The organism is Knoellia sp. 3-2P3, assembly GCF_029223115.1.
Taxonomy (GTDB): domain Bacteria; phylum Actinomycetota; class Actinomycetes; order Actinomycetales; family Dermatophilaceae; genus Pedococcus_A.
This window is the reverse complement of record NZ_JARGZE010000001.1, coordinates 646833-671265: the sequence shown is the minus strand read 5'-3', so window position 1 is coordinate 671265 and position 24433 is coordinate 646833. Positions and strand designations below refer to the sequence as shown.

Here is a 24433-nt window from a genome sequence, read left to right as displayed (position 1 = left end):
TCAGATCCCCACACCGGAGCGCTGTGCCGCCAGCCCCAGCAGGTAGTAGAGGCTGGTGCGGACATCGTCCACGGGTCCGCCCCCGTCCGGCTCAGCCGCCAGGATGGTGTCCTGCTCGAGGACGTACCACCCGGCATACCCGTGGTCCTCCAGCGCCGTGACGATCGCGGCGACGTCGACGTCGCCCTGGCCCAGCGGCACGTACATGCCGCCGGACACCGCCTCGGTGTAGGTGGCCTCACCGGACCGGACCTTGCGGGCCCAGTCGAGGCGGACGTCCTTGAGGTGCACGTGGGCGATGCGGTCGGGGTGCTGCCGGGCGACCCGCACCGGGTCACCGCCGCCGATGAGCAGGTGCCCGGTGTCGAGGCACAGGCCGATGCTGCTGCCGGCGAGCACGCGCTCGGTCTCCTCGCCGCTCTCGACCATCGTGCCGACGTGCGGGTGCAGGGTGGCCACCAGGCCGCGGGCGGCGGCCGCCTCGCGGATGCGGTCGAGGTTGTCCAGGAGGGTCGTCCAGCCGGTGTCGTCGAGCACGGGCCGGGTGTCGTAGCCCTCCTGACCGGTGGCCGCGGCGAGCACGACGGTCGAGGCGCGGGCGACCACGAGAGCCTCCATGGCCCGCTCCACCTCCGGCAGCGGGTCGTGGTCCGGGTCGTGCAGCACGACGGGCACGAACTGTCCCACCGCCCTCAGGCCCTTGGTGGCCAGCAGGTCGGCCTTGGCGTCGGGGTCGGCGGGCAGGAAGTCGTCGGGCCCGAACTCGGTGGCGGCCAGGCCGACGTCGCTCATCTCGTCGAGCACGGTGGCCGAGTCGTACTGCCAGCCCCAGCCCGGGACCTCGCAGACACCCCACGAGATGGGGGCGCCGGCGACGCGCTCCTCCAGCGGCAGGATCGTGGTGCTCACAGGGTCTCGATCTCCTCCAGGCGCACGGGGCGCCCCTCGTGGCGGGACAGCTCACAGGCCTCGGCGATGCGGAACGCCTGGAGGGCGTCCTCGACGGTGCACGGCGTGGGGCGGTCGCCCCTGACGACCTCGGCAAAGGCGGCCAGCTCGGCGCGGTAGGCCGGCAGGAAGCGCTCCATGAAGGACCAGTGCTGGGGGCCGTGGGGGAAGTCGACGCCCTCCTCGGCGGAGCGGAAGGCCAGCGATTCGTCGAGTCCGACCGCCATGGCGCCCTTGCTGCCGTGGGCCTCCATGCGCACGTCGTGGCCACCGCCGTTGTAGCGGGTGGAGGAGACCAGGGCGAGGGTGTCGTCGTCGAGGGTGAGCAGGGCGGCGGCGGTGTCGACGTCGCCGGCCTCGCTGAAGAAGGGCTCCCCCTTGTTGGCGCCGGTGGCGTAGACCGTGACCACCTCGCAGCCGGTCACGAACCGCAGGATGTCGAAGTCGTGCACGTTGCAGTCGCGGAAGATGCCACCGCTGGTCGGGATGTAGGCGGCGTGGGGCGGGGACTGGTCGTGGGTCGCGGCCCGGATGGAGTGCACGAAGCCGAGCTCCCCGCCCCGCACGGCCTGCGCGAGGCGCTGGTAGCCGCGGTCGAACCGGCGCTGGAAGCCGACGTGCACCGGCACGTCGCTGCTCGCAGCCAGCTTGGCGAGGTCGAGGGTCTCGGCGAGGGTCGACGCCACCGGCTTCTCGCAGAAGGTCGGCACCCCCGCCTCGACCCCCTGGCGCAGCAGCGGGGCGTGGGCCGGGGTGGCGGCCGCGATGACGAACCCGTCGACCCGCGACGCCAGCAGGGCCTCGACGTCCGGGGCGAAGGTGGTACCCAGCGCGGCGGCGACCTCCCGCGCGGCGTCGGCGTTCTCGTCGGTCACCACCAGCTCGTCGACGAAATCCAGACCGAGGAGGGTCTCGGCGTGGAAGGCGCCGATCCGTCCCACACCTGCGAGCCCGATCCTCATTGACCAACTCCATCCACGTCGTCGCGTCGTGTCGTCGTTCTCCCCGCCTCCGCTGCCGGAGGCCCGGCCGGACGCGGGGCCGGGTGCTGTGGTTCAGCGTGGCGCCGCTCCGCAGGCGTGTCAACTCCATGTCCTGACATTCTCACGTGCTGTCTAACGGACGTCAGTAACCGCTACTCTGCGCCCATGGCCAAGCAGCTCGACCTCCGCATCGACCGCGGGTCACCGGTGCCGCTGTACCACCAGCTCGCCGAGCAGCTGGGCCAGGCGATCGCGACCGGCGCCCTGCAGCCCGGCGACCCCTTCGAGAACGAGATCGCCCTCGCCGATCGCCTCGGCCTCTCGCGCCCGACGGTCCGCCGGGCGATCCAGGAGCTCGTGGGCCAGGGGCTGCTGCTGCGCAGGCGCGGGCTCGGCACCACCGTCGCGAACCGGCAGATCCACCGGCGGGCCGAGCTCACCAGCCTGTTCGACGACCTCAAGCGCTCAGGCGACGCCGAGCCCAGCACCCGGGTGCTCGAGCACGAGATCGTGCACGACGAGCGGGCCGCCGCTGCGATGGGCCTGCCGCCGGAGACGCCGCTGCTGTCGGTCGTGCGGCTGCGCCGGGCCGGCGACCTGCCCCTGGCGGTGATGCACAACTGGCTGCCCCCGCAGTACAGCGACATCACCCGCGAGGAGCTCGAGAAGGACGGCCTGTACGCCGTGCTCCGCGACCGCGGCGTCCGTCCGGTGGTGGCCCACCAGCGGATCGGGGCTCGCACACCGACCCCCGCCGAGCGCCGGCACCTCGACCTGCGGCCCTCCCAGCCGGTGCTCACCATGACGCGCAGCGCCTTCGACGCGGTGGGAAACCCGGTCGAGTACGGCGACCACTGCTACCGGGCTCAGGACTACACGATCGAGGTCATGATCGACCAGCGCTGACGTGCTGTTGACCAACATGGCCTGCGCTTGACCAACCGTGCCCGAACCCGGGCTCATTCCAGACATTCTCGGCGCAGACCTCAGCGCTCCCCGCTTCTTAGTGTGGTCGGCATTTCCGCGCCTGGCGCGGACCTGTTGGGACAGCCGTCCCGCCGCAACCCAAGGAGTGTCATGAAGCGCGTCTCTGCCCGCCTCGCCCTCGCCGCCTCCGGCGTCGCCGCCGTCACCTGCGCCAGCCTGGGGGTCGCCGCCGCGGCCCCGGCCGGGTCCACCACCGGCGAGGTCCCCTCCTTCCAAGAGTTCCTCGACAGCAGCTACCGCGATGTCGACGACCAGTACATCGTCAACGGCGACGAGCCCGAGATGAGCACGGGCGGCATGCGGATCTTCTACGACCGCATGGTCGACCCGAAGGAGCCGCACACCGACGAGGACTCGCTCATCGTCAACACCGTCGGCGGCCAGGACGACAGGTGGAGCACCGCCCAGGTCGGGAACCTGACCTACTGCGTCAGCACCAAGTTCGGTGCCGACCACTCCCGCATCGTCTCGGCGATGGCGAGCGGCGCCGGGCTGTGGGAGGCGGCGTCGTCGAAGGTCAACTTCGCCTACGTGCCGACCCAGGACGGCAACTGCAACACCCGCAACAACAACGTGGTGTTCTCGGTGGAGCCCGTCGCGACGACCCAGTACATCGCCCGCGCGTTCTTCCCCAGCAGCCCCAAGCGCTCGCGCAACGTGCTCGTCGACGACTCGATCTGGACCTCCGGCTCGTGGACGCCCACCAACATCCTCGGCCACGAGCTCGGCCACACCCTCGGCTTCCGCCACGAGCACACCCGCCCCGAGGCGGGCACCTGCTTCGAGGACAACAACTGGCGCCCGCTGACCCCCTACGACAGCGCGTCGATCATGCACTACCCGCAGTGCAACGGGACGTCCGACGACCTGAGCTTCACCAGCAGCGACGGCGCCGGCGTGCGCGCGCTCTACGGCAGCTGACCAGCTGTCACCGGAGCGCCGGGGACCGCCGGCTCCGGTGCACGACGAAGGCCCGGCCCCTCGCGGGGACCGGGCCTTCGGCTGTGCAGCGCTTGCTGGGTCAGCCGGCGACGACGTCCAGCTTGACCGTGGCCTGCACCTCTGGGTGCAGGCGCACGAGCGCCTCGTGGGCGCCGACGGCCTTGATCGGGTTCTTGATCTCGATCTTGCGGCGGTCGAGCTCCGGGCCACCAGCAGCCTTGACGGCGGCGGCGACGTCGGCACTCGAGACGGCGCCGAAGAGGCGGCCGGACTGACCGGCGTGGGCCTCGACCTTCACCGGCTTCGCCTCGAGGTTGCCCTTGATGGACTTGGCCTCCTCGAGGGTCTTCACGGAGCGGACCTCGCGGCCCTTGGCGATCGCCTCGACCTGCTTCTGCCCGCCCTTGGTCCACGCGGTGGCCAGGCCACGGCGGAACAGGAAGTTGCGGGCGTAGCCGTCCTTGACGTCGACGACGTCGCCGGCGGTGCCGAGGTTGGACACGTCGTGGGTGAGAATGACCTTCATTTCAGTTCCTCCTCGAACCCGGGTCAGCGAGAGCTGCTGGAGTAGGGCAGCAGCGCCATCTCGCGGGCGTTCTTGACCGCGGTGGCGATGAGCCGCTGCTCCTGGACGGACACACCGGTCACCCGGCGAGCGCGGATCTTGCCGCGGTCGGAGATGAACTTGCGCAGCAGCGCGGTGTCCTTGTAGTCGATGTTCTCGACCTTCGCCGCCTTCAGCGGGTTGGCCTTCTTCTTGGGCTTGCGCACAACGGGCTTGGCCATCGTGGTGCTCTCCTTCTGCTGAGCAACTCAGCGGATGAGCCCTGGTGTCCCAGGGATGGTGTTCTTACGTCTTGCTGGTGGCATGGCCGCCCGCTCGCGCACGCGGCATACCGAAAGGTCCTGAACCGGAGCGGATCAGAAGGGGGGCTCGTCGTAGGACGGCGCGCCGCCGCCCCAACCGCCACCCTGCTGGCCGCCCTGCTGCGGGGCACCCTGCTGGCCACCGGAGGGACCGGTCGCCCACGGGTCTTCCTGCTGGCCGCCGCCCTGCGGGCCGCCCCAGCCGCCGCCCTGCTGGCCGCCGCCGAAGCCACCGCCGCCACCGCCACCGCGCTGGGTCTTGTTGACCTTGGCGGTCGCGTAGCGCAGCGACGGGCCGACCTCGTCGACCTCCATCTCGATGACCGTGCGCTTCTCGCCCTCCTTGGTCTCGTAGGAACGAGACTTCAGGCGACCGGACACGATCACGCGGGTGCCGCGCTGCAGGGACTCGGCGACGTTCTCGGCTGCGTCGCGCCACACGGAGCAGCGCATGAACAGCGTCTCGCCGTCCTTCCACTCATTGCTCTGCCGGTCGAACGCCCGCGGCGTGGAGGCCACGGTGAAGTTCGCGACGGCAGCACCGGAGGGGGTGAAGCGCAGCTCCGGGTCCCCGGTGATGTTGCCGATGATGGTGATGACGGTGTCGCCAGCCATGAAGCAGATCCCCCTGTCGGGTGGTGGTTCAGGTGTGTGTCGTGGGCTGTCAGGCGCCGGGGCGCAGCAGCTTGGTGCGCATGACCGACTCGTTGAGGTTGAGCTGGCGGTCCAGCTCCTTGGCCGTGGCCGGCTCAGCGGTCATGTTGACGACGGCGTAGATGCCCTCGGACTTCTTCTTGATCTCGTACGCGAGACGACGACGACCCCAGATGTCGACGTTGTCCACGGTGCCGCCGTCCTTGGTGACGACGGTGAGGAACTTGTCGAGCGACGGAGCGACCGTCCGGTCGTCGAGCTCCGGGTCGAGGATGACCATGAGTTCGTACTGACGCATGCTTGTAACCCGCCTCCTTTGGTCTTTAGCGGTCACGGTCTCTCCGTGACAGGAGGGTTGCAGTGCGATCCCCCGTCAGGCACCGCTTGTGCGTATGCCGCGGGGGAACCTGACAAGGGTACCCGCAGCGGGCGACTGGACGTAATCGGTCATCCACAGCCCCGCGCTCCCCTGCAGCAACCTCTGCTGGGTCAAGCGGCACCACGGGCCGGTCAGCCGATGCGGACGATGAGATGGTCGCGGGCACCGGCGAAGGCGCCGGCGAGCTCGTCCTCGGCGGCTTCGTCCACCACCGGCTCCTCGGCGGGCTCCTCGGCGGGCTCCTCGGCGGGCTCCTCGGCGGGCTCCTCGGCCGGGCGCCCGGAGGCGGTGCGCCAGACGCGCCAGACGAGGTACAGCACGGCCGCCACGCGCAGGGCCAGGAACACGGCATACCAGGGGGCCGGCAGGCCCCGGTCGGCCTTGCTCATGCCCCCGATGTAGAGCCACACCATGGCGAAGTGCATCGCCTCGGCCCCTGCCCAGATCAGGTGGTCGCGCCAGCGCAGGCCGCACAGCGCCAGCAGGGGCAGCAGCCACAGCGACGCCTGCACCGGGAAGCTCTTGCCGGTGACCAGGGCGACGCCCACGAGCACCACAGAGACCTCCGCGACCGACGGTCGCCGGTTCGCACCGAGGGCGAGCAGGGCGCCCGCGAGCACCGCGGCGACCACACCGATGACGGCGAGGGCGGTGACCAGCCCCTCCGGGAGGGGGTGCTCGAGGAGCTGGGGGATGATCCACGGCGACCCCAGGCCCGCGCCGCCCCCGGCCCAGGCCTTGAACGGGGCCGTGATGGCGTCGGGGTTCGAGACCAGGAACGGCAGCAGCACCACGGCGGCCGCGGCGCCCGCCCCCGCGAGCGCCCGGCCCACGACCGGCAGGCGGCCGCTGCGCAGGCCCAGCAGGAGCAGCGCGAGCAGCACCAGCAGGGGGTAGGTGCGGGCGGTGGCCGCCAGGCCGAGCAGCGCGCCCGCCAGCACCGGCCAGCGCCGCGACCACGCCCACAGCCCCGCCGCCACCAGCGCGACGCCGAACACGTCGGCGGAGACCAGGGGCGCGATGACCAGCAGCGGGCTCGCCGCCACCACCACGGCGTCGGCCGCGTGCCGCGGACGCGCCGCCGCGGTGAGGTAGACCGTGGCGGCGACGAGCGCAGCCGCGAGCACCGCCCACAGCAGGAAGTACCAGCGGGTCTGCTCGAGCACACCGCCGTCGGGGACCAGTCCCCCCACCAGGGCCATGAGGCTGCCGGTCAGCACCGGGTGGTCGAGGGTGGCCGAGCCCGTCAGGTAGCCGCCGAGGCCGGCGTCGAGGTTGCCCAGCCGGTAGAGCGCCGGCAGGTCCGAGAAGCAGGCCCGCCAGAACTGGTCGGTGCCGTTCCACCCGTTGGCGACGCAGTGACCGCGCTGGGCGACCCCGAGACCGACCATCGCCGTCGAGAGCACCAGCAGGGGCGTGACGGTGGCCAGCCAGGACCGGGCCCGGGCGGAGGCATGGCGTCCCAGCGGGCCCCCGACCACCGCGAGCGCGCCGTCACCCCCCTGACCGGTCACGGCGCAGTGGTCTGGCCGCCGCCAGGGAGGATCGTTTCGCTGGGAGTCGGTTCGACGGTGGTCAGCGTCGGCTTGGGCGGCCTGTTGGTCTTCGTCGGCTTCGGCGTTTCCGTCTTGGTCGTGGGCCGGGTGGTCGTCGTCGTGGTCGTCGTGGTCGTGGTGGTGGTGGTCGAGGACGGGGTGCGCGTCGGCGTCGGGGTCGGCACCTTCTCGTCACCCACCCCGGCGCGCTCGGGGAACTCGAGCACCTTCTCGCCCTTCAGGGCGCCCTCCATGAAGTCGGTCCAGATGCGCACCGGGACGGTGCCACCGGTGAGCTCGCCCGAGGTGCCCGGGCCGAAGAGGCCGGGGACCTCGTTCATCGGCTGCGGGGTGCCGTCCTTGTCCTTGTAGATCCCCACGGCGGTGGCCAGCTGCGGGGTGAACCCGTCGAACCAGGCGGCGTAGTTGCCGCTGGTGGTGCCGGTCTTGCCGGCGGCGGGCCGGCCCAGCCTGCTGGCGAAGGTGCCCGTGCCGTCCTCGACGACCTCGGTCATGGCGTCGATGGTGTCGGCCATCACGTCCTTGTCGAAGACCGCCTTCTTGCTGACCTTCGCCTTGTAGTCGAGGTCGCCGGGGCCGCCCTTGACCGACGCGATGAGGTACGGCGTCGCCCGGACGCCGTTCGCGGCGATGGTCGCGTAGGCGTTGGCCATGTCGATGACCCGCACGTCGTCGGTGCCGAACACGTTGGCGTAGTTCTCGCCGAGCTTGGGCTGCTTGCGGGCGGCGGCCGTCTTGTCGTCGGGCAGGCCGGCCGAGATCGCCGCGGCCTTGGTCTTCTTCGGGGTCACCTCCACGTTGAGCGGGAAGTAGACCGTGTTGACCGAGTGCGCGGTCGCGAAGCGAAGGTCGATCCGGCCGAAGGTCTCGTCACTGAAGTTGACGACCTCGCCCTCGGGGTTCTCCTCGCTCTTGAACTCCTCGAAGAACTGCGGGCTCTCGCCGGGGTACTTCGTCTTGGTGCTGATCTCCTCCTGGAGGGCGGCGATCAGGGTGAACACCTTGAACGTCGAGCCGGCCTGCATGGTGGCGTCGACCGCGGCGTTGAACTGCACCTTCTGGTAGTTCTCGCCGCCGTACATCGCCTTGATCGCGCCGTTGCCCGGCTGGATCGCGACGAGACCGGCACGCAGGCCCTCGGTGCCCTTGCCCTTGGGCATCCGCTTCTCGACCGCGGCGACCGCCGCCTTCTGGTCGTTCTTGTCGATGGTCGTGACGATCTTGTAGCCGCCACGGTCGATGTCGGCGTCGGTGAGCTTGAGCTTGGTGCGCAGCTCCTTCTTCACCTCGTTGGTGAGGTAGCCGCTCGGGCCGCTGGCGCCCTGGCGTGCCTTGTACGACACGACCTTGGGGAAGCTCATCTTCGCGCGCTGCCCCTGGTCGAGCCAGCCCTCGCCGACCATGCCGTCGAGGACGTAGTCGACCCGCGACTCGGCGTTCTTCTTCTGCTCGGCGCCCAGGCCCGGGTCGTAGTACGACGGGCCGCGGATCACGGAGGCGAGCAGGGCGCCCTCGGCTGCGTTGAGCTTGGAGACGTCCTTGTTGAAGTAGGCCTTGGCGGCGGTCTGGATGCCGTAGGCGCCGCGGCCGTAGTAGATGGTGTTGAGGTAGTCCTCGAGGATCTGGTCCTTGGACTTCTGCTTGGCGATCTTGATCGAGATCAGGATCTCCTTGCCCTTGCGGCTCAGCGTCTGGTCCTGGGTCAGGAAGTAGTTCTTGACGTACTGCTGGGTGATGGTGGAGCCACCCTGGGTGGCCCCGCCGCGCAGCCCCACCCACACCGCGCGCGCGATGCCGGTCGGGGAGATGCCGGAGTTCTCGTAGAAGTTGCGGTCCTCGGCGGCGAGGTGCGCCTGCTGCACGGGCTTCGGGATCTTCGACAGCTCGACCGACTCTCGGTTGACCTCGCTGATCCGGTCGATCTCGGTCTTGCCGTCCGAGTAGTAGATGACCGAGGCCTGGGCGTCGGCCAGGTCGTTCGGCTCCGGGATGTCGGTCGACGCGTAGGCGACGAAGAAGCCGATGACGCCGAGCAGGGCGGCGCCGAGCGCGGCGAGGCCGAGGCGCTTCCCCCACAGTCGGCCGTCGAAGCCCTGCTTCTGCTGCTTGGCCTTGGACTGGCGGGCCTTGGCCTGGGCTCGCGTCTTCGGCGCCTGGGCACGCGTCTTGGGACGTGGAGTGCTCATCAAACCTTCTCGATCGACACACGGGCGGACCGTCGATGCCGACGGTCCGTCCCTCAGTATGACCATGATTTCTGGAAATGGTCATTCTGCGGGTGGACCACAGGCCCCCTGACCTGCACAATCACGCCACCGAGCGGCACGGAGCCCCGCGACGGACCCGCCACCCCAGAGCGCGATCGCGCCGTCGGGCGGCACGGGGACACCGGGTGGGTGAACGGCCATCCGGACGGGTGAGTTCCCGGATGACCCGCGCGGGCTATATCGCTCCGATATATCTGATGCTAGGTTGCACCTGACATACCTCGAGTTTGTCACTTCGAACCACCCCCCCCTGCCCTGCACGGAAGGAGACCTCATGCCCCGACGCGCCGACCTGCTGGCCTTCGCGGTGCTCGGCCTCCTCCACGAGAGCCCGATGCACGGCTACGAGCTGCGCAAGCGGCTCAACGCCGCGCTCGGCGCCTTCCGGGCCCTGTCCTACGGGACGCTCTACCCCTGCCTGCGCACCCTCCTCGAACGCGGCTGGATCACCGACGCCCCCGCGGGCACGACCCCCGGCACCGCCGGGAGCCGACGCGCGCGGATCGTCTACGAGCTCACGGCCGAGGGCAAGGAGCACTTCCAGGCGCTCGTGCGCGACTCGGGGCCGGCCGCGTGGGAGGACGACACCTTCGACGTCCACTTCGCGTTCTTCGCCCGCACCGAGGCGGAGGTGCGACTGCGCATCCTCGAGGGGCGTCGCAGCCGCCTCGAGGAGCGGCTGGCCAACATCCGCGCCGCGGCCGCCAAGAACCGCGAGCGGCTCGACGCCTACACCGCCGAGCTCCAGCGCCACGGCCTCGACTCCGCCGAGCGCGAGGTGCGCTGGCTGACCGAGCTGATCACCGCAGAGCGCAGCCAGCCGGGCCTGCGCACGCAGGACGGCCCGGCCCCCCAAGACCCGTCAAACACCCCTTGATGAGAACCAAAGGAGATTCCATGGGAACCGTGCGCGTCGCCATCGTCGGCGTCGGCAACTGCGCCAGCTCGCTGGTGCAGGGAGTCGAGTACTACAAGGACGCTGACCCGTCGGGCACCGTCCCCGGGCTCATGCACGTCCAGTTCGGCGACTACCACGTCAAGGACGTCGAGTTCGTCGCTGCGTTCGACGTCGATGACAAGAAGGTCGGCAAGGACCTCGCCGAGGCGATCAACGCCTCCGAGAACAACACCATCAAGATCGCGGACGTCCCGACCACCGGCGTCACCGTGCAGCGCGGCCACACCCTCGACGGCATCGGCAAGTACTACGCCCTGACCATCGAGGAGTCCGCGGCCGAGCCGGTCGACGTCGTCAAGGTGCTCAAGGACAACCAGGTCGACGTCCTCGTCTCCTACCTGCCGGTGGGTTCGGAGGAGGCCGACAAGTTCTACGCCCAGTGCGCCATCGACGCCGGCGTGGCCTTCGTCAACGCCCTCCCCGTGTTCATCGCCTCCGACCCGGAGTGGGCGGCGAAGTTCGAGGCCGCCGGTGTGCCGGTCATCGGTGACGACATCAAGAGCCAGGTCGGTGCCACCATCACCCACCGCGTCATGGCCAAGCTGTTCGAGGACCGCGGCGTCACGCTCGACCGCACCTACCAGCTGAACGTCGGCGGCAACATGGACTTCAAGAACATGCTCGAGCGCGAGCGCCTCGAGTCCAAGAAGGTCTCCAAGACCCAGGCCGTCACCTCGAACCTCAACGGCCCGCTGGCCGGCAAGATCGAGGACAAGAACGTCCACATCGGGCCGTCCGACTACGTCGCGTGGCTCGACGACCGCAAGTGGGCCTACGTGCGCCTCGAGGGCCGCGCGTTCGGCGACGTGCCGCTGAACCTCGAGTACAAGCTCGAGGTCTGGGACTCCCCGAACTCGGCCGGCATCATCATCGACGCCATCCGTGCGGCGAAGATCGCCAAGGACCGTGGCATCGGCGGCGCCCTGATCTCCGCCTCGTCCTACCTGATGAAGTCCCCGCCCGTGCAGCGCGAGGACACCGAGGGCCGCACCAGGCTCGAGGCCTTCATCGCCGGCACCGAGGAGCGCTGACCAGCGCCTCCCCGCACCACCCGGTATGCCGCCCGCTCACCTGAGCGGGCGGCATACCGCTTTCTGCACCCCGACTTCTGGCCACCCACTCGGCTTGGTGGCGCAATTCCACGTCCGTATGCCGTGTCAGTGGCCAGAAGTCGGAGGTGTACGGGCGGGAATGGGGTGGGCGGGGAGGTAGTTGACCGTTCCATGAAGGTGGACATCTGGTCAGACGTCGTGTGCCCGTTCTGCTACGTCGGCAAGCGCCGGCTCGAGGAGGCCCTCGCGTCGTTCGCGCACCGCGACGAGGTCGAGGTCGTGTGGCACAGCTTCCAACTCGACCCGGGCGCCACGGCCATCGCCGAGGGACGTACCGTCGACAAGCTCGCCGCGAAGTACGGCATGACGCTGGAGCAGGCCGTCGCCGCCCAGGAGTCGCTCGCCGCCAACGCGGCCATGGTCGGGCTCGAGTTCAACTGGCGGGAGACCAAGTCGGGCAACACCTTCGACGCCCACCGGCTCATCCACTTCGCCGCGAGCCAGGGCCGTGCGGACGCCATGAAGGAGCGGCTGCTGCGGGCCTTCTTCACCGAGGGCGAGCAGATCGGCGACCGCGAGGTGCTGGTGCGCCTCGCCGGTGACGCGGGTCTCGACGAGCAGCAGGCCCGCGGGGTGCTCGAGTCGGGTGCTCACGCCGAGGACGTGCGCGCCGACATCACCCAGGCCCAGGCCTACGGCATCCGCGGCGTGCCGTTCTTCGTCATCGACGGGAAGTACGGCATCTCCGGCGCGCAGCCGACCGAGCTCTTCAGCCAGGCCCTGGAGCAGGCGTGGAGCGAGGCCCACCCGCTGCAGATGGTCACCACCGAGGGCGACGCCACCTGCGAGGGCGACAGCTGCGCGGTCTGACGCGGGGCCCTACCGACTGACGCGCACCGACTCGAGCACCTTGAGCACGACGGCCTCGTCGCCGTCGGCCTCGGGCCCGCCGACCGAGCCGGTGAGGTGCACGAAGTCCTGCAAACCGTCCTCGCGCGGCAGGCCGGTGAAGAGGTGGTGCTGGCGGACGGCGATGCCGCGCGGGTCGGTCCAGGCGACATCGACCCGCACGAACGGCAGGCCGCCGAGCTCGACGTGCTGCATCTCGCCGACGGTGGCGTCCTGGCGCCCCTGCACCGCGCCCGCGAGCTCCATGAGGGCGTCGGCCGGCTGGTCGAGGCCGGGCCGGGTGCCGAGCCGCACGATGACGTTGGCGGTGAACGCCTGCTGCCCGCCGCTCTGCCTGGCAGCGAGCACAACGGCGGGCACCGACACCGGCTCCCAGTCGTCGGGGATGTCGAGGCTCACCGACGGCGGGGCCGGGAAGCGGTCGCTCGGGTAGCTCAGGGTGGTCATCTCAGGCCTTCCGTGGGAGTACGGTCCGGGGGCAGGTGGTCACGCGGCTCACCACGGCGGGTCGAAGCCGAGGTCGATCTCGATACCGCCGCCGATGCCGAGGGTGGCGCCGATGTCGACCGAGACGCCCACGCGGTCGGCGGAGAACTCGCCGTCAGCCTCGGCGTGGGCCCCGAGTCCGTAGGAGATCTCGCCACCGACGCCGGCGTCGACCGGGCCGAAGTCCTGGTTGATGTTGGCCTCCGCCTTGCCGCCGACGAAGGCGTCGAAGCCGGCGTTGGCCCTCACCCCGTCCAGGCCCAGCGAGAGCCCGGCCTTGGCGTTCGCCTCGCCGCCGACGTAGGCGGAGCCGCTCGCGCTTGTGCCGTGCGTGTTGGACCAGGCGCCACTGGTCTTGGCGAGGTAGCCCCCAGCCGTCAGCGCCCCGGCCGTGGTCAGGCCGTCACGGTCGATCGACCAGGTGCCCTCGGACTTGCCCTCGGTGGAGAGCAGGTCGACCGTGGCGTGGGTGCCGTTCTCGTCGCCCCAGGTCGTGTCGTAGACCGAGGCGTCCCACAGCTCCTTCTCGACGCCGCCGAGCTCCAGGCTCACGTCGACGCGCGGGTCGGCCTTGTGCTGGGGGTTGTTGTCGACCCACTCCTTCTCCCAGGTCTTGTTCCATCCCGTCGGGTCCTGGGGAGGAGAGTCCGGGTCGCGGAGGTCGGGCGTGCCGTCGCCGTCGGTGTCGACCTCTTCGCCCGTCGTGTCGTCGTAGCCGTCGCCGTCGGCGTCCCTGGGCACGTCGGCGTCGACGTTGACGGTGGGGTGGTCCGGGTCCCGCGAGTCGGGAGTGCCGTCGTTGTCGTCGTCGGTGTCGCGCGTGTCGGGCGTGCCGTCGCCGTCACGGTCGCGGTCGCGCCGGTTCGGGATGCCGTCGCCGTCGGAGTCGCCGTTGCCACCGACGCCGGAGGCCCGCTCCTGCTCCTCGGCCTGCTGGCGGAGCCGGCGCACGAGGGTCTCGAGGTCGCTCGCCTGGTCGTCGAGCGTCTGGCGCAGCACCGGCCACCGCCGGGCGAAGGTCTGGGCGTCCTCGCCCTGCCAGGCCTCGCGCAGCTGGCGCGCGGCGTCGTCGGCCCGGGTCGACACCCCGGCCAGGTCGCGCTGGGCGGCGGCGAGCCGGTCGGCGATGCTGCGGACGCGGCCCAGGTCCATGCCGTGCGTGTAGCGCTCTGCCATGGCTCCTCCCCCTTGTGTTCAGGCCGTCTGGCGGTGGTTGTGGTGGCGGTGCCGCCCTGCCGGGCACGGCCTTCGTGGCGCGTGCCCGGCCGGCGTGGCCTCAGGCCTTGGATGCCTGGCGCTGCTCCTGGACGTCCTTGCGGGCGGCCTTCTCCATGCGGTCGAGTGACTGCACCGCGTTCTCGATCTGGCTCGAGTGCTTGGGCCACTGGGCCTGGAACGCCGAGGCGTCCGGGCCGCCCCAGTTCGAGCCGAGCTTGCGCACGGCGGCGTCGGCCTTGCTCTGCACCTCGGTGAGGTTCTGCCGAGCCTTGGCGAGGCGGGTGAGGATGTCCTCGACCCGCGCGACGTCCATGCCGTGGGTGAACTGGGTGCTGCCTCCGGCGTTGCCCTCTGCTGTCGCCATGGTCTTCTCCTTGCGCTGCTGAAGTACGGGTGTGGGTGGTGGAGCCGACCCGGTGCGGGCCGGCGCTCCGGGTCAGTGGCCCGAGGCCGCTTCCTGCTGCTTGATGTTCTGGCGCACGTCCTGCACGACCTTCTGCAGCTGCGAGTGCACCTTGGTCAGCTCGGGCTTGTGCGTGCCCTCCCACTGCGAGGCGAACTGCTTGGAGTCCGGCCCCCACCAGTGCTGCTTCAGCTCCTCGACCAGGCTGTCGACGTTGGCCCTGATCGTCTTGATCTTCTGCGCCTGGTTCTCCAGGACCTCGGCCTGCGCGCGGCAGACCGGCGGGTTCAATCCAGCCATCGGTTCCCCTCGTTCCTTCCCTGCGAGGCGCCTGTGTGCCTCGGTGTCCTTGATGTGGTCAAACCTAGGGGCGGCTCTCCGTGACAACAATGGGGAGCACTCCCCACCCCGCTACCCCGTGTGCTGCGGCACGCGGGTTCCGTCGAGGTCGCCTGCGATTCCGTTGCGTCCCAACGGAATCGGCAGGGCGATCTGGACGAGCTCTGGCGTTCCGCGAGTGACGAGGTAGCCCCGTCCCTCCAGCACCTGGTCGCCGCTGACCCCTCGGTAGTCGACCGAGAACGCCTGCGAGTCGTCGCCGTTGGGCTGGAGCGAGATGCCCGAGCGCCCGCCCCGGAACCCGCCGGCCAGGCCGTAGCTGGAGTTGAAGAACGACGAGTCCGCCTCGGCGATGACGACCTGCTCGGCCCCGAGCATCTCGCGCACGAGGTCGGCGATCGCGTCCTCGCAGCCGCTGTTGTCGAGGTCCTGGGCCCGCTCGACGACGACGAGCATCGAGGCACCGTCGTCGCCGGCGTCGACCACCTGGGCCCGCAGCCGCTCGGCGGCGCTCTCGCAGGCGTCGGCCCCGACCGCGACACCGGCCCACAGGCCCTCGGCCCGGGTCAGCGCGGACTTGCGCGGGCTGAACAGCCACGCCTGCAGGCCGGGGCGCGCCCGCCGGGCCGCCTGCACCATCGTCAGCACGGTGGTGGTCCGCCCGCTGCCGGAGGGACCGAGCACCATGTGCGGGCCCCTCAGCACGTAGCCGACCGGCCGCAGCGTCGTCGAGGAGAGCCCCACGACGGCGCGGCCCTCGGCGTCGAGCGCCGGCAGCTCGGCGAGCTCGACGCGCTCCGGCAGCGACCGGATCGGCGCTGCCTCCGACCCACCGGCCCGGCGCACGGCCTCGCCGAAGGCCTTGATGGCGCGGGCCTGGGCGGTGCTCTCGGCGGAACCGCCCAGCACGGCGACCTGCACCTCCCGCCCGTGCACGATCGCCCGGCCGGGTGGCGAGGCGAGCGAGAGCACGTCGGAGGGCACGTCGAGGCTGAGGTAGTCGTCGACCGAGGCCATGCGCAGCACGACGCGCTGCTGGACGGCCGAGGAGAGGGTGCCCCACATGCCGCTGCGCTGGTCGACCGTCACGACGAGGTGCACGCCGACCGGCCGGCCGTCGGCCGCGATCGAGGTCAGCTCGTCGACCCACTTCTGGCCGGGGCCGTTGTCGTAGGCCTGCGCGAAGGCGGCCAGTCCGTCGACCAGCACGAGGATGCGCGGCTCGTCCTGGGCCCCCGAGAGCTGGCGGTACTCGGTGATGGTGGCCGCGCTCATCTGCGAGTAGCGCACCGCGCGTTCGTCGATGGTCTCGCGCAGCATGGTCAGCAGCCGCACCAGGCGCTCGTGGTCGCCGCCGTAGATGACGCTGCCGACGTGCGGCAGGCCCTCGAGCATGGCCAGGCCCCGGTTGCCGAAGTCGAGCCCGTAGACGTGACAGGGCCCGCCGCGCACCGTGAAGCCGGCCGCCACGGCGATCGAGCGGAGGAACGCGCTCTTGCCCGAGCCGCTGGCGCCGTAGACGGCGAGGTTGCCCTCGACGTCGGGGCGGAAGGCGATGACCGGCTGCGACTGGCTCTCCGGCTCGTCGCTGACGCCGAAGACGAACTCGTCGTCGCGGCGCGCGGTGGGCAGGGCGGCCAGGTCGTAGACCGGCGCGAGCTCCGGCAGCCACGGCTTGCGGGGCGCAGGGATCTGGGCCTCCTGCGACGCCGTGCCGATCTGCGTGACGATCCGCTGGATGTCGGTGGGGCCGAGGTCCGCGGCCGCGGCGCCGTGCTCCTCGGCGACCGGGCGCTCCCACGGGACGCCGGAGCCGAAACCGAGCGTCTCGACGGTCACCTCGGCCCGGGGCGGCTCGTCGGAGGTCCACCCGCCGGCATACCCGGTCTGGAACGGCGTGAGCCGTCCCGGGCCCGACTTGGACACCGCGCGCCCCGGCAGGGCCGGGTCGAAGTAGGCCGCGGCGGTGGTGCCGAGCACGTCCTCGCTGTCGGCCTCGTCGGCCATCCGCAGGGCGAGCCGCAGGTTGGTGTTGGCGCGCAGGTTGTCCTTGATGACGCCGGCCGGGCGCTGGGTCGCGAGGATGAGGTGCAGGCCCAGCGAGCGCCCGCGCTGGGCGACGTTGACCACGCCGTCGACGAACTCGGGCACCTCCTGCACGAGGGCGGCGAACTCGTCGACCACGATGACCAGGCTCGGCGGGGCGGCCACCTCGCCACGTCGCTCGAGCTCGACGAGGTCCTTGGCCTTGTGCTGGGCGAGGATGTGCTCGCGGTGGCGGAGCTCGGCCGACAGCGAGGCGAGCGCCCGGCGCACCAGGTGGGGCGAGAGGTCGGTGACCAGGCCCACCGTGTGGGGCAGGTTGACGCAGTCGCGGAAGGCCGAGCCGCCCTTGTAGTCGACGAGCAGGAAGGTCAGCCGCTGGGGCGAGTGGGCCGCGGCCATGCCGAGGATCCACGCCTGCAGCAGCTCGGACTTGCCCGCACCGGTGGTGCCGCCGACGAGGGCGTGCGGGCCGTCGGCACGCAGGTCGATGGAGAAGGTGCCCTGGGTGGACTGCCCGACGACGGCGCGCAGGTTGCCGGCCTTGGCGCGCGCGTCCGCGGGCGCGGCATACGGGCCGGTGAGGATCGAGCGGCTCTCGCCCCAGCGCTCGATGACGGCGCCGGGAGCCTCGGCCAGCTCGGGGCCGACCAGGCTGAGGAAGGAGACCGAGCGCGGCAGGTCGCTGTCGTCGTCGACCGGCACGCCGGAGTCGACCACGGGGGCCATGAGCCGGGCGGCGCGCTCGACGTCGGCGGCGGCCACGGTGTCGGTGGTGACCGGGGTGCGCACGACCGCCTCGCCGACGAAGCCGACGGTGTCGGTGCTGCCGTCGGCCGAGGTCTCGACGAAGGTGCGGCAGGCGGCGGGCAGCAGCGGCGTGGTGGGCGCGACCCACACGACGACGACGCCGTGACGCCAGCCGTTCTCGGCGAGCTGCACGAGCCGGCTGCGCTCGACCGGTGCGTCGTCCTCCACCAGCACGACGACCGCGGGCCGGTCTGCGGGCAGGGCCGGCGGGGTGAAGCCCTGCGGGTCCTCGACGGGAGCGGGCGCGGGTGCCGCGCCGTCGTCACCGTCGGCTGCGACGAGCTCCTCGAGCTCGGTCAGCAGCCCGGCGCAGGCGGGTCCGCTGCTCGCGAGGTGGCGCGGGCCGAGCGGGCTGTGCGGCGACGCCGTGTGGGGCACCCACTTGAGCCAGTCCCAGTCGCGTGCGGTGGCGGGTGAGGCGAAGGCGGCCACGACCACGTCGGCCGGGGAGTGCAGGCCGACCACCTGGGCGAGCAGCGCCCGGGCCGCCTCGAGCGACCGGGCCCGGGGACCCGCGACCCCGAGCGCACCGGTGTGCAGCGGCAGCCCGGCCACGGGCACGTCCGACACGGCACCGAGCCCCTCGACGGCCTGGGAGGTCTCGAGCCACGCCTCTGCGCGGGCGCGGCCGAGCTGCGGCAGCTCCATGGGGTTGCGGCTGGGCAGGGTGCCCAGGCCGAGGCGCAGCTCGAGGAACCCGGGGTCGGCGCGCCGGCGGGTCCACAGCAGCGGGCTGCGCTCCACGACGGCCTCGACCGCCTCGGCGGCCGCCGGGTGCTCCGCCTGCCGCCCGGCGACCTCGCGCTCCTGCTCCTCGCGCAGCGCGCCGACCATCGCGTCGAGGTCCTCGCGGAAGTGCGTCATCGCCTCCGCGTAGTCCTGCCTGGCGTGCCGCCGGGACTCCACGAAGTGGGCGAAGATCATGATCGGGCTGAGCAGCACGAACAGCAGGAAGAACAGGTTCTGCAGCGCCACCGCGAGCACCACGCCGAACAGGGCGGGCGCGAAGGCGCTCAGCCACGGGATCCGCTCAGGCTTGGGCCTCTCCGGCAGCTCCGGGATCGGCCACTGCCGGCCGCGGTAGAGCGGGGCGATGCGCGGCGAGCGCGAGAAGGGCATCGACACCCCGCGTGCGGCGACGACCCCGGTGGCGCCGGCGAGCATGCGCAGCTCGATCTCGGTCTCGCCCAGCCGGAAGCGGTCGCCGGTGCGCAGCACGGCGCGGTCGACCTGGTCGCCGCCGATGACCACGCCGTTGGAGGAGCCGAGGTCGACGACCTCGGCGACGTCGGTGACGAGCAGCTTGGCGTGCCGGCGCGACACCGACGGGTCGGCCACGCGCACCTCGCAGCCGCGCCCGCGGCCGATGTATGCCGTTCCCGGCGCCAGCGGGACCTCGCGCCCCTGGTCGGGGCCGGCGGTGACGACCGCCGTGGCGACGGCGCGGGCACCGTCGGCATACCCGTCGCGGGCCCGGCTGACCGCGACGTGGACGCCGGACCGCAGGCCGCTCTCGGCGAGGGTGGCACGGTGGTCGAGGGCGCGGTAGTCCTCGTCGACGAGGGCGAGGGTGAACTGCCCGGTCGCGTCCTGCGCCGGCGCGCCGCCGCGGGACGGGTCAGCCACCACGAGGTACTCGGCGAGCTGGCCGATCGTCGTGGTGGCGTCGACCGTGGCGACGAGGTCGGTGTCGACCTCGCCGGCGGAGCGGAGCGTGAACTTCAGCTTCACGAGGCGGTGGCCCTTCGGGTCGGCCGCGGACGGCGGGTCGGGCTGCTGGGGGTCGGGCTGCTGGGGGTCGAGCCGGTGCGGCGGGTGCCGTGGGCCGGCCCACGGGCGAAGAGCGGCCGCAGGTCGAGGTCGGCCTGCAGCCGTCGCCGGCGGCTGGCCGCGGAGCGCAGCTGGCCGCGGGCGGCGTTGGTCAGCTGCCAGTAGGCGTGCGCCTCCTCGGGACCGGGGTCGTCCGGGCCGAAGACGTGCGCGTTGGCCGCCGATGCCAGGGCGTGGGTGTCGGCACGGCCCCCGAGTGCCGCGGCCTGCTCGAGTCGGGTGGCGCGCCCCGGCAGGGGGTGCCCGTAGGAGCGGGCGGTGGCCATGAGGTCGTTCCAGGCCCACGCGATGCGGGCCGTCGCCGGGCCCCGGGTGGCGTGGCGACGGCGCCGCCAGGCCTTCAGCCCGCGGATCGCGCCGTAGAGGGCGAGGAGGGTCAGCGCCGGCAGCACCACCCAGAAGATGAGGAGGCGCAGCCACCACGGCCAGGACGCAGGATCGAGGAGCTTCTTCGGCGGCTTCTTGAGGTTGACGGCGTTCTGCGCCTGGTCCGGTCCCTGCAGCACGCTCGGCGGGTTCACCCCGGCCGGAGGTGGCACCTGGGCGCCGACCCTCTGCTGCTCGGTCTTGGACTGCAACTGATTGGGCTTCTGGTTCCGGTCGGGCAGGAACGTCCTGGACAGCAACGGGATCCACTGCCCGGTCTGGTTCTGCACCTCGACCCACGCGTGCACGTCGCGGCCGCGGACGACGCCCCCCTCGGGCAGCTCGGCACCCATGACGACCCGGGTCGGGATGGACAGCCGGTTGGCTGCCAGCGCGAGCGTGGCGGCGTACTGCTCGTCGTTGCCGGCCAGCTGGGTGGCGCCGACGAACCGGGTGAGCCGACCGCGTGAGTGGCCTGCGAGGTAGTAGCTCTCGACCGAGTTCTTGGCGCCGCCATCGGTGTAGGCACCGTCTGACCGCATCGCCGCGGCGATCGCCCTGAACTGCGCCCACGGGCCGTCCGCGTTCCCCGTCCAGCCGTCGATGCGGGTGTCGAGGAAGCCGAGCTCCTGGTTCTGGACGAGGTCGCCCGAGGCTGGGGTGAGGTTGTCGGGCAGCTTGTCGGCGGCCACCTGGGTCGGCAGCAGCACCTGCATCGTGTATCGGTCACCGGCGCGCAGCCGGTCCGGGACGATGGCGGTGCTCGTGTCGATGTTGAGCCACAACCGGGAGGAGAGCAGCTCGCGACGGGTGCCGCCGAACTGCACGCCGGTCACCTGGCCGATGGTGGGGAGCCACACGTCGGTGTACCCGCCCTCGGGCACGGTCACCTGCACCGTGGCGGGCTTCCCCTCGCCGCGGGCCGCGACCCGTGAGCCCACCTGCTGGAAGGCGGTGCCGGGGTCGGCAGAGTTCTCGCTCGCCCGCTCGCCGGCTCCCCAGACGGTGCCGTCGTAGGCGTCGAGCGTGGCGAACCGCAGCGGCGTCCCGGCCGGCGCACCCTTCACGGTCAGCAGCGGGCGGTCCCACAACGCGGCGTCGTTCGGCTCGGTGTACTTACGGTAACCGGCCAGCGGGCTGGCGAACTGGGCGATGTCGAACGGCGGCACCACCTCGGTGCGGGCCACCCGCCGCAGCTCGGACTCGGTGCCGGGCAGCGCGGGCCCGGCGACCAGCCCGACCACGCCAGCCAGGACCAGCAGCCCGGTGCCGATCCCCACGCGGGCTCCGCGACCGGCGCCGTTGTGCAGCGGGGCCCGGGTGCGGGTGCTCTGCACGACGAGCCAGCCGATGAGGCCGAGAGCGAAGGCGGCGCCCTGCGCGATGAGGGACGCCGGCTCGAGGGTGCCGAGCACGATGACCAGGCCGAGCACCACGAGCGGTGCCAGCACCACGGCATACGGCCGACTGGAGCGGCGGGCGACGCCGTAGGTGACCGCCGCGCCGATCAGGCCGACGAGGAGCGGGATCGCGAGCAGGTCCACCGTGGAGTCGACCGGGGGAAGCAGGGTCAGCAGCCGCTTCCAACCGTGGACCGCCGTGCTCGCGAGGTCGCGGAGCGTGCGGCCCGTGGGGAAGACACCCAGCGCCAGGTGCTCGCGCAGGGCGAGCGGGCCGCCGAAGACGAAGTACCCGACGGCCAGGCCGACGAGCGTGACCACCGCCGGCAGCTTGTATGCCGTGACGACGTGGGTGACGAGCAGGCCGAGCATGACGCCGCCGATGGCTGCGACGACCCATTCCCAGCCGAAGAAGACGGTGCGGAACCCGACCAGGCCGAGCCCGACGAGGAGCACGGTGAACGCGATGTCGACCAGGTCGTCGCGGGTCGGCAGCAGCGCCACACGGTGCTCGGCCACGCGGTCGGCTCGAGTGCGCTCCTGGGGCAGCATCGAGGCGCGCGGTGCCTGCAGCGGGTTTGCGGTCATGCCGCCATCACTCCCGCCAGCACCGCGCGCAGGTCGGTGAGTCCGTGGATGTTCATCAAGATGATGCCCCCGACGTTCTTGACCCCGATCCGTTCCCGGTCGTCGATGGTGAGCGCCACCTTGAGGACCTCGCTCTCGAACCTGCCCAGCGCCCGCTGCACCTCGAGGAAGGGGGTGCTGGTGCCGGTCACGAGGACAGCCATCGACGTGTCCGGCGCAAGCGCGAGACCATCTCCGGCGAGGGCGTAGATGTCGCTGGGGCCGAGCTCGACCCGGGCGAGCTCGTCGAGCGCCAGGGATGCGCTGGTGCGTGACGCGCTGGCACCACGGCTCAGCACGGTGAAGTCCTGCTCGTCCAGGTGTGCCCGGATCGCGAGCGACGCGGCGACCGAGATGGCGGTCTCGGCGTCGACCTCGCCGCCGCGGTACTTCGCGGGGTCGGCGTCCACGAGCATGGTCAGGTGGGACCGGCGCGTGTCGAGGAACTGCCGCACCAGCAGCCGGCCTGCCTTCGCGGAGGACCGCCAGTGGATGTAGCGGCGGTCGTCACCTGGCTGGTACTCACGCAGCGCGTGGAACGCGAGGTCCGACATCGACATCTCCTGCGTGGTCTCGCCCTCGAGGTCACGCAGGAGCCCGGACCCCAGGCTCTCCAGGGAGATCGTCCGCGGGTGGACGTAGAGCTCGGTCACGTCGGTCCACCGCAACGTCCGGCGGACCAGGCCGAGCGGGTCGCCCTGCACGGTCGACGCGGGGCCCACGGGGATGACCCCGCGGCGCTCGGTCGGCACCACGAACAGCTCCTCGTGCGCCTTGCCGGAGCCCAGGGCCGGCAGCGTGAACCGTGCGGCGGTCACCCCCACCGGCAGCTCGACGAGCAGCGGCAGCATGCCGCGGCGCGACTCGTTGGTGACCGCGATCCGGCCTGAGGCGGGCTCTCCCACGGTGACCCGCAACGGGTCCACCTCGGTGTCGACCCGCACGCGGGTCCGCCCGACCGCGAGCAGGACGCAGAGGACGAGCAGGGCGATCGCGGCGAGCCCGATCATCGCCCATTCGTCCCAGTCGGCGACTGCGGCGACGACCCAGCAGAGCAGGCCGAGCGCCAGCACGCTCCACCCCAGTGGCGATACCCACCTTAGGAACTCCGCCACCGGCTGCCACACCGGGCGAGTTGCCTCACGCAGCGGTCCCGTGCGCTCGGCCACCGCACCGCCGACACGCTCCCCCGCCTGGGTCACCACGACTGGGAGCTTCGGCGACGTGACCGTGATGGTCGGGAGGCTGGGGAGGCGGCGCGGGCGGGTGGCGCTGCTGCCCCCTGAACCCGGCGACGCGGCAGCATCCGGTGGCGGGTTCAGGGGGGACGCCGCGGGCGCGCCGGCACGCCGGGGGCCCCGACCCCTCTTGAGGTCGGCGCGCCGGGTGGTGTGCTCCGCCGGCTGCCCGGCGTCGGACGCGTCCTGCTGGCTCATGCTCAGGCGACTCGCTCCGCGGGCGGTGCGACCTCGGCGAGGATCTGGGTGATCACCTGGTCGACCGTGATGTTGGCGAACTGCGCCTCGGCGGTGAGCAGCAGCCGGTGGCAGAGCACGGGGTGGGCCAGCAGCTTGATGTCGTCGGGGATGACGTGGGTGCGACCCTGGCTGGCAGCCCACGTCTTGGCGCAACGCACGAAGGCGAGACAGCCTCGGACGGACAGGCCGAGCTTGATGCTCACGTGACGCCGCGACTCCTCGGCGATCCGCGAGACGTAGGCGAGGATCGCCGGGTCGACGTGGACCTCGTCGGCAAGCTTGGCCATCTCGACCACGACGTTGCTCGTGACGACGGCCTCGAGTGCCTTGGTGCGGTCGCGCGTCTTGGCGTCCGCGAGGACGGCGACCGTCGCCTCGTGGTCGGGGTAGCCGAGGCTGGTCTTCATGAGGAACCGGTCGAGCTGAGCCTCGGGAAGCCGGTAGGTCCCGGCCTGCTCGATCGGGTTCTGGGTCGCGATGACCATGAACGGCTCACCCACGGGGTGCGGGGTGCCGTCGACGGTGACCCGGCCTTCCTCCATCACCTCGAGCAGGGCGGACTGGGTCTTTGGCGAGGCCCGGTTGATCTCGTCGGCCAGCACGATGTTGGCGAAGATCGGGCCCGGGTGGAAGTCGAAGGTCTGCTTGCTCGGGTCGAAGATCGTCACGCCGGTGACGTCGCTGGGCAGCAGGTCCGGCGTGAACTGGATGCGGCTGTTGGCGCCCTGCACCGTGCTCGCCATGGCGCGCGCCAGCTGGGTCTTGCCCGTTCCCGGGAAGTCCTCGAGCAGCAGGTGCCCCTCGGACAGCATGCAGGTGAGCGCCAGGCGGATCACGTGATGCTTGCCGAGGACGGCGCGGTCGCAGTTGTCCACCATCTGGGTGAAGGCCTGCGCGAACCACTGGGCCTGGTCGTTGGTGACGGTCATGT

At 71.6% G+C, this 24433-nt stretch carries 21 protein-coding genes; 5 read left to right on the top strand and 16 right to left on the bottom strand.

Annotated elements, in window-relative coordinates; all coding sequences use genetic code 11:
- Entirely contained in the window at positions 1 to 909 is a 909-nt protein-coding gene (locus P0Y31_RS03235; RefSeq protein WP_275866618.1) for a TIM barrel protein, read from the bottom strand.
- A complete protein-coding gene (locus P0Y31_RS03230; RefSeq protein ID WP_275866617.1) occupies positions 906 to 1910 on the bottom strand; it encodes a Gfo/Idh/MocA family oxidoreductase in 1005 nt (334 codons plus the stop codon). Before P0Y31_RS03230 ends, P0Y31_RS03235 begins: the two co-directional genes overlap by 4 nt.
- Positions 1911 to 2096: 186 nt before the next feature.
- Here P0Y31_RS03230 and P0Y31_RS03225 point away from each other — a divergent pair, with 186 nt between their 5' ends.
- Positions 2097 to 2837, top strand: coding sequence for a GntR family transcriptional regulator (locus P0Y31_RS03225; RefSeq protein ID WP_275866616.1), 741 nt, complete (start codon positions 2097 to 2099; stop codon positions 2835 to 2837).
- Positions 2838 to 3008: 171 nt separating this feature from the next.
- Positions 3009 to 3839, top strand: a complete 831-nt coding sequence (locus tag P0Y31_RS03220; protein WP_275866615.1) for a M57 family metalloprotease — start codon at positions 3009 to 3011, stop codon at positions 3837 to 3839.
- Positions 3840 to 3939: 100 nt separating this feature from the next.
- On the opposite strand, the gene rplI is transcribed toward P0Y31_RS03220, so the two are convergent.
- The 6 genes from rplI to P0Y31_RS03190 all read right to left on the bottom strand — a co-directional run bounded on the left by rplI (position 3940) and on the right by P0Y31_RS03190 (position 9502).
- Complete coding sequence (gene rplI / locus P0Y31_RS03215) at positions 3940 to 4386, bottom strand: 50S ribosomal protein L9 (protein ID WP_275866614.1); 447 nt, start codon at positions 4384 to 4386, stop codon at positions 3940 to 3942.
- A gap of 23 nt (positions 4387 to 4409) precedes the next feature.
- Complete coding sequence (gene rpsR / locus P0Y31_RS03210) at positions 4410 to 4646, bottom strand: 30S ribosomal protein S18 (protein WP_056884210.1); 237 nt, start codon at positions 4644 to 4646, stop codon at positions 4410 to 4412.
- 135 nt (positions 4647 to 4781) lie between these two features.
- Entirely contained in the window at positions 4782 to 5342 is a 561-nt protein-coding gene (locus P0Y31_RS03205) for a single-stranded DNA-binding protein (RefSeq protein ID WP_275866613.1), read from the bottom strand.
- A gap of 49 nt (positions 5343 to 5391) precedes the next feature.
- Positions 5392 to 5679: a 30S ribosomal protein S6 gene (rpsF, locus tag P0Y31_RS03200; RefSeq protein WP_275866612.1), complete on the bottom strand. Its 288-nt coding sequence runs from the start codon at positions 5677 to 5679 to the stop codon at positions 5392 to 5394.
- Positions 5680 to 5891: 212 nt separating this feature from the next.
- Entirely contained in the window at positions 5892 to 7274 is a 1383-nt protein-coding gene (locus P0Y31_RS03195) for a glycosyltransferase 87 family protein (protein ID WP_275866611.1), read from the bottom strand.
- Entirely contained in the window at positions 7271 to 9502 is a 2232-nt protein-coding gene (locus P0Y31_RS03190; RefSeq protein ID WP_275866610.1) for a transglycosylase domain-containing protein, read from the bottom strand. The genes P0Y31_RS03195 and P0Y31_RS03190 overlap by 4 nt, the downstream gene beginning before the upstream one ends.
- A gap of 355 nt (positions 9503 to 9857) precedes the next feature.
- Here P0Y31_RS03190 and P0Y31_RS03185 point away from each other — a divergent pair, with 355 nt between their 5' ends.
- From P0Y31_RS03185 to P0Y31_RS03175, 3 genes are all read left to right on the top strand, one after another.
- The gene (locus P0Y31_RS03185) at positions 9858 to 10460 is read left to right on the top strand and encodes a PadR family transcriptional regulator (RefSeq protein WP_275866609.1); all 603 of its coding nucleotides are present in this window, start codon (positions 9858 to 9860) and stop codon (positions 10458 to 10460) included.
- Between the two features lie 20 nt (positions 10461 to 10480).
- A complete protein-coding gene (locus P0Y31_RS03180) occupies positions 10481 to 11572 on the top strand; it encodes an inositol-3-phosphate synthase (protein WP_275866608.1) in 1092 nt (363 codons plus the stop codon).
- Positions 11573 to 11770: 198 nt separating this feature from the next.
- Positions 11771 to 12463, top strand: coding sequence for a DsbA family oxidoreductase (locus tag P0Y31_RS03175; protein WP_275866607.1), 693 nt, complete (start codon positions 11771 to 11773; stop codon positions 12461 to 12463).
- Positions 12464 to 12472: 9 nt separating this feature from the next.
- Here the strand turns inward: P0Y31_RS03175 and P0Y31_RS03170 are convergent, their stop codons facing one another.
- The 8 genes from P0Y31_RS03170 to P0Y31_RS03135 all read right to left on the bottom strand — a co-directional run bounded on the left by P0Y31_RS03170 (position 12473) and on the right by P0Y31_RS03135 (position 24431).
- Entirely contained in the window at positions 12473 to 12949 is a 477-nt protein-coding gene (locus P0Y31_RS03170) for a hypothetical protein (RefSeq protein WP_275866606.1), read from the bottom strand.
- 48 nt (positions 12950 to 12997) lie between these two features.
- On the bottom strand, positions 12998 to 14164 hold the full coding sequence (locus tag P0Y31_RS03165) for a hypothetical protein (RefSeq protein WP_275866605.1): 1167 nt from the start codon (positions 14162 to 14164) through the stop codon (positions 12998 to 13000).
- 100 nt (positions 14165 to 14264) lie between these two features.
- A complete protein-coding gene (locus P0Y31_RS03160; RefSeq protein ID WP_275806129.1) occupies positions 14265 to 14570 on the bottom strand; it encodes a WXG100 family type VII secretion target in 306 nt (101 codons plus the stop codon).
- Between the two features lie 72 nt (positions 14571 to 14642).
- The gene (locus P0Y31_RS03155) at positions 14643 to 14909 is read right to left on the bottom strand and encodes a WXG100 family type VII secretion target (RefSeq protein ID WP_275806128.1); all 267 of its coding nucleotides are present in this window, start codon (positions 14907 to 14909) and stop codon (positions 14643 to 14645) included.
- A gap of 111 nt (positions 14910 to 15020) precedes the next feature.
- The gene (locus tag P0Y31_RS03150) at positions 15021 to 19532 is read right to left on the bottom strand and encodes an FtsK/SpoIIIE domain-containing protein (RefSeq protein ID WP_275866604.1); all 4512 of its coding nucleotides are present in this window, start codon (positions 19530 to 19532) and stop codon (positions 15021 to 15023) included.
- Positions 19529 to 21985 (bottom strand): transglutaminase domain-containing protein, encoded by a 2457-nt coding sequence (locus P0Y31_RS03145; protein WP_275866603.1) that lies wholly within the window; start codon positions 21983 to 21985, stop codon positions 19529 to 19531. Before P0Y31_RS03145 ends, P0Y31_RS03150 begins: the two co-directional genes overlap by 4 nt.
- The gene (locus P0Y31_RS03140; protein ID WP_275866602.1) at positions 21982 to 23460 is read right to left on the bottom strand and encodes a DUF58 domain-containing protein; all 1479 of its coding nucleotides are present in this window, start codon (positions 23458 to 23460) and stop codon (positions 21982 to 21984) included. The genes P0Y31_RS03145 and P0Y31_RS03140 overlap by 4 nt, the downstream gene beginning before the upstream one ends.
- Positions 23461 to 23462: 2 nt before the next feature.
- Positions 23463 to 24431, bottom strand: a complete 969-nt coding sequence (locus P0Y31_RS03135) for a MoxR family ATPase (protein WP_275866601.1) — start codon at positions 24429 to 24431, stop codon at positions 23463 to 23465.
- Positions 24432 to 24433 lie beyond the last annotated feature (2 nt).

Bases quoted from the DNA above. Each gene is read 5' to 3' on its own strand.
- P0Y31_RS03160 (WP_275806129.1), bottom strand. From the start codon at position 14,570: ATGGCGACAGCAGAGGGCAACGCCGGAGGCAGCACCCAGTTCACCCAC.
- P0Y31_RS03145 (WP_275866603.1), bottom strand. From the start codon at position 21,985: ATGACCGCAAACCCGCTGCAGGCACCGCGCGCCTCGATGCTGCCCCAG.
- P0Y31_RS03225 (WP_275866616.1), top strand. From the start codon at position 2,097: ATGGCCAAGCAGCTCGACCTCCGCATCGACCGCGGGTCACCGGTGCCG.
- P0Y31_RS03180 (WP_275866608.1), top strand. From the start codon at position 10,481: ATGGGAACCGTGCGCGTCGCCATCGTCGGCGTCGGCAACTGCGCCAGC.
- rpsR (WP_056884210.1), bottom strand. From the start codon at position 4,646: ATGGCCAAGCCCGTTGTGCGCAAGCCCAAGAAGAAGGCCAACCCGCTG.
- P0Y31_RS03230 (WP_275866617.1), bottom strand. From the start codon at position 1,910: ATGAGGATCGGGCTCGCAGGTGTGGGACGGATCGGCGCCTTCCACGCC.
- P0Y31_RS03135 (WP_275866601.1), bottom strand. From the start codon at position 24,431: ATGACCGTCACCAACGACCAGGCCCAGTGGTTCGCGCAGGCCTTCACC.
- P0Y31_RS03205 (WP_275866613.1), bottom strand. From the start codon at position 5,342: ATGGCTGGCGACACCGTCATCACCATCATCGGCAACATCACCGGGGAC.
- P0Y31_RS03185 (WP_275866609.1), top strand. From the start codon at position 9,858: ATGCCCCGACGCGCCGACCTGCTGGCCTTCGCGGTGCTCGGCCTCCTC.
- P0Y31_RS03140 (WP_275866602.1), bottom strand. From the start codon at position 23,460: ATGAGCCAGCAGGACGCGTCCGACGCCGGGCAGCCGGCGGAGCACACC.
- rplI (WP_275866614.1), bottom strand. From the start codon at position 4,386: ATGAAGGTCATTCTCACCCACGACGTGTCCAACCTCGGCACCGCCGGC.
- P0Y31_RS03165 (WP_275866605.1), bottom strand. From the start codon at position 14,164: ATGGCAGAGCGCTACACGCACGGCATGGACCTGGGCCGCGTCCGCAGC.
- rpsF (WP_275866612.1), bottom strand. From the start codon at position 5,679: ATGCGTCAGTACGAACTCATGGTCATCCTCGACCCGGAGCTCGACGAC.
- P0Y31_RS03170 (WP_275866606.1), bottom strand. From the start codon at position 12,949: ATGACCACCCTGAGCTACCCGAGCGACCGCTTCCCGGCCCCGCCGTCG.
- P0Y31_RS03220 (WP_275866615.1), top strand. From the start codon at position 3,009: ATGAAGCGCGTCTCTGCCCGCCTCGCCCTCGCCGCCTCCGGCGTCGCC.
- P0Y31_RS03190 (WP_275866610.1), bottom strand. From the start codon at position 9,502: ATGAGCACTCCACGTCCCAAGACGCGTGCCCAGGCGCCGAAGACGCGA.
- P0Y31_RS03155 (WP_275806128.1), bottom strand. From the start codon at position 14,909: ATGGCTGGATTGAACCCGCCGGTCTGCCGCGCGCAGGCCGAGGTCCTG.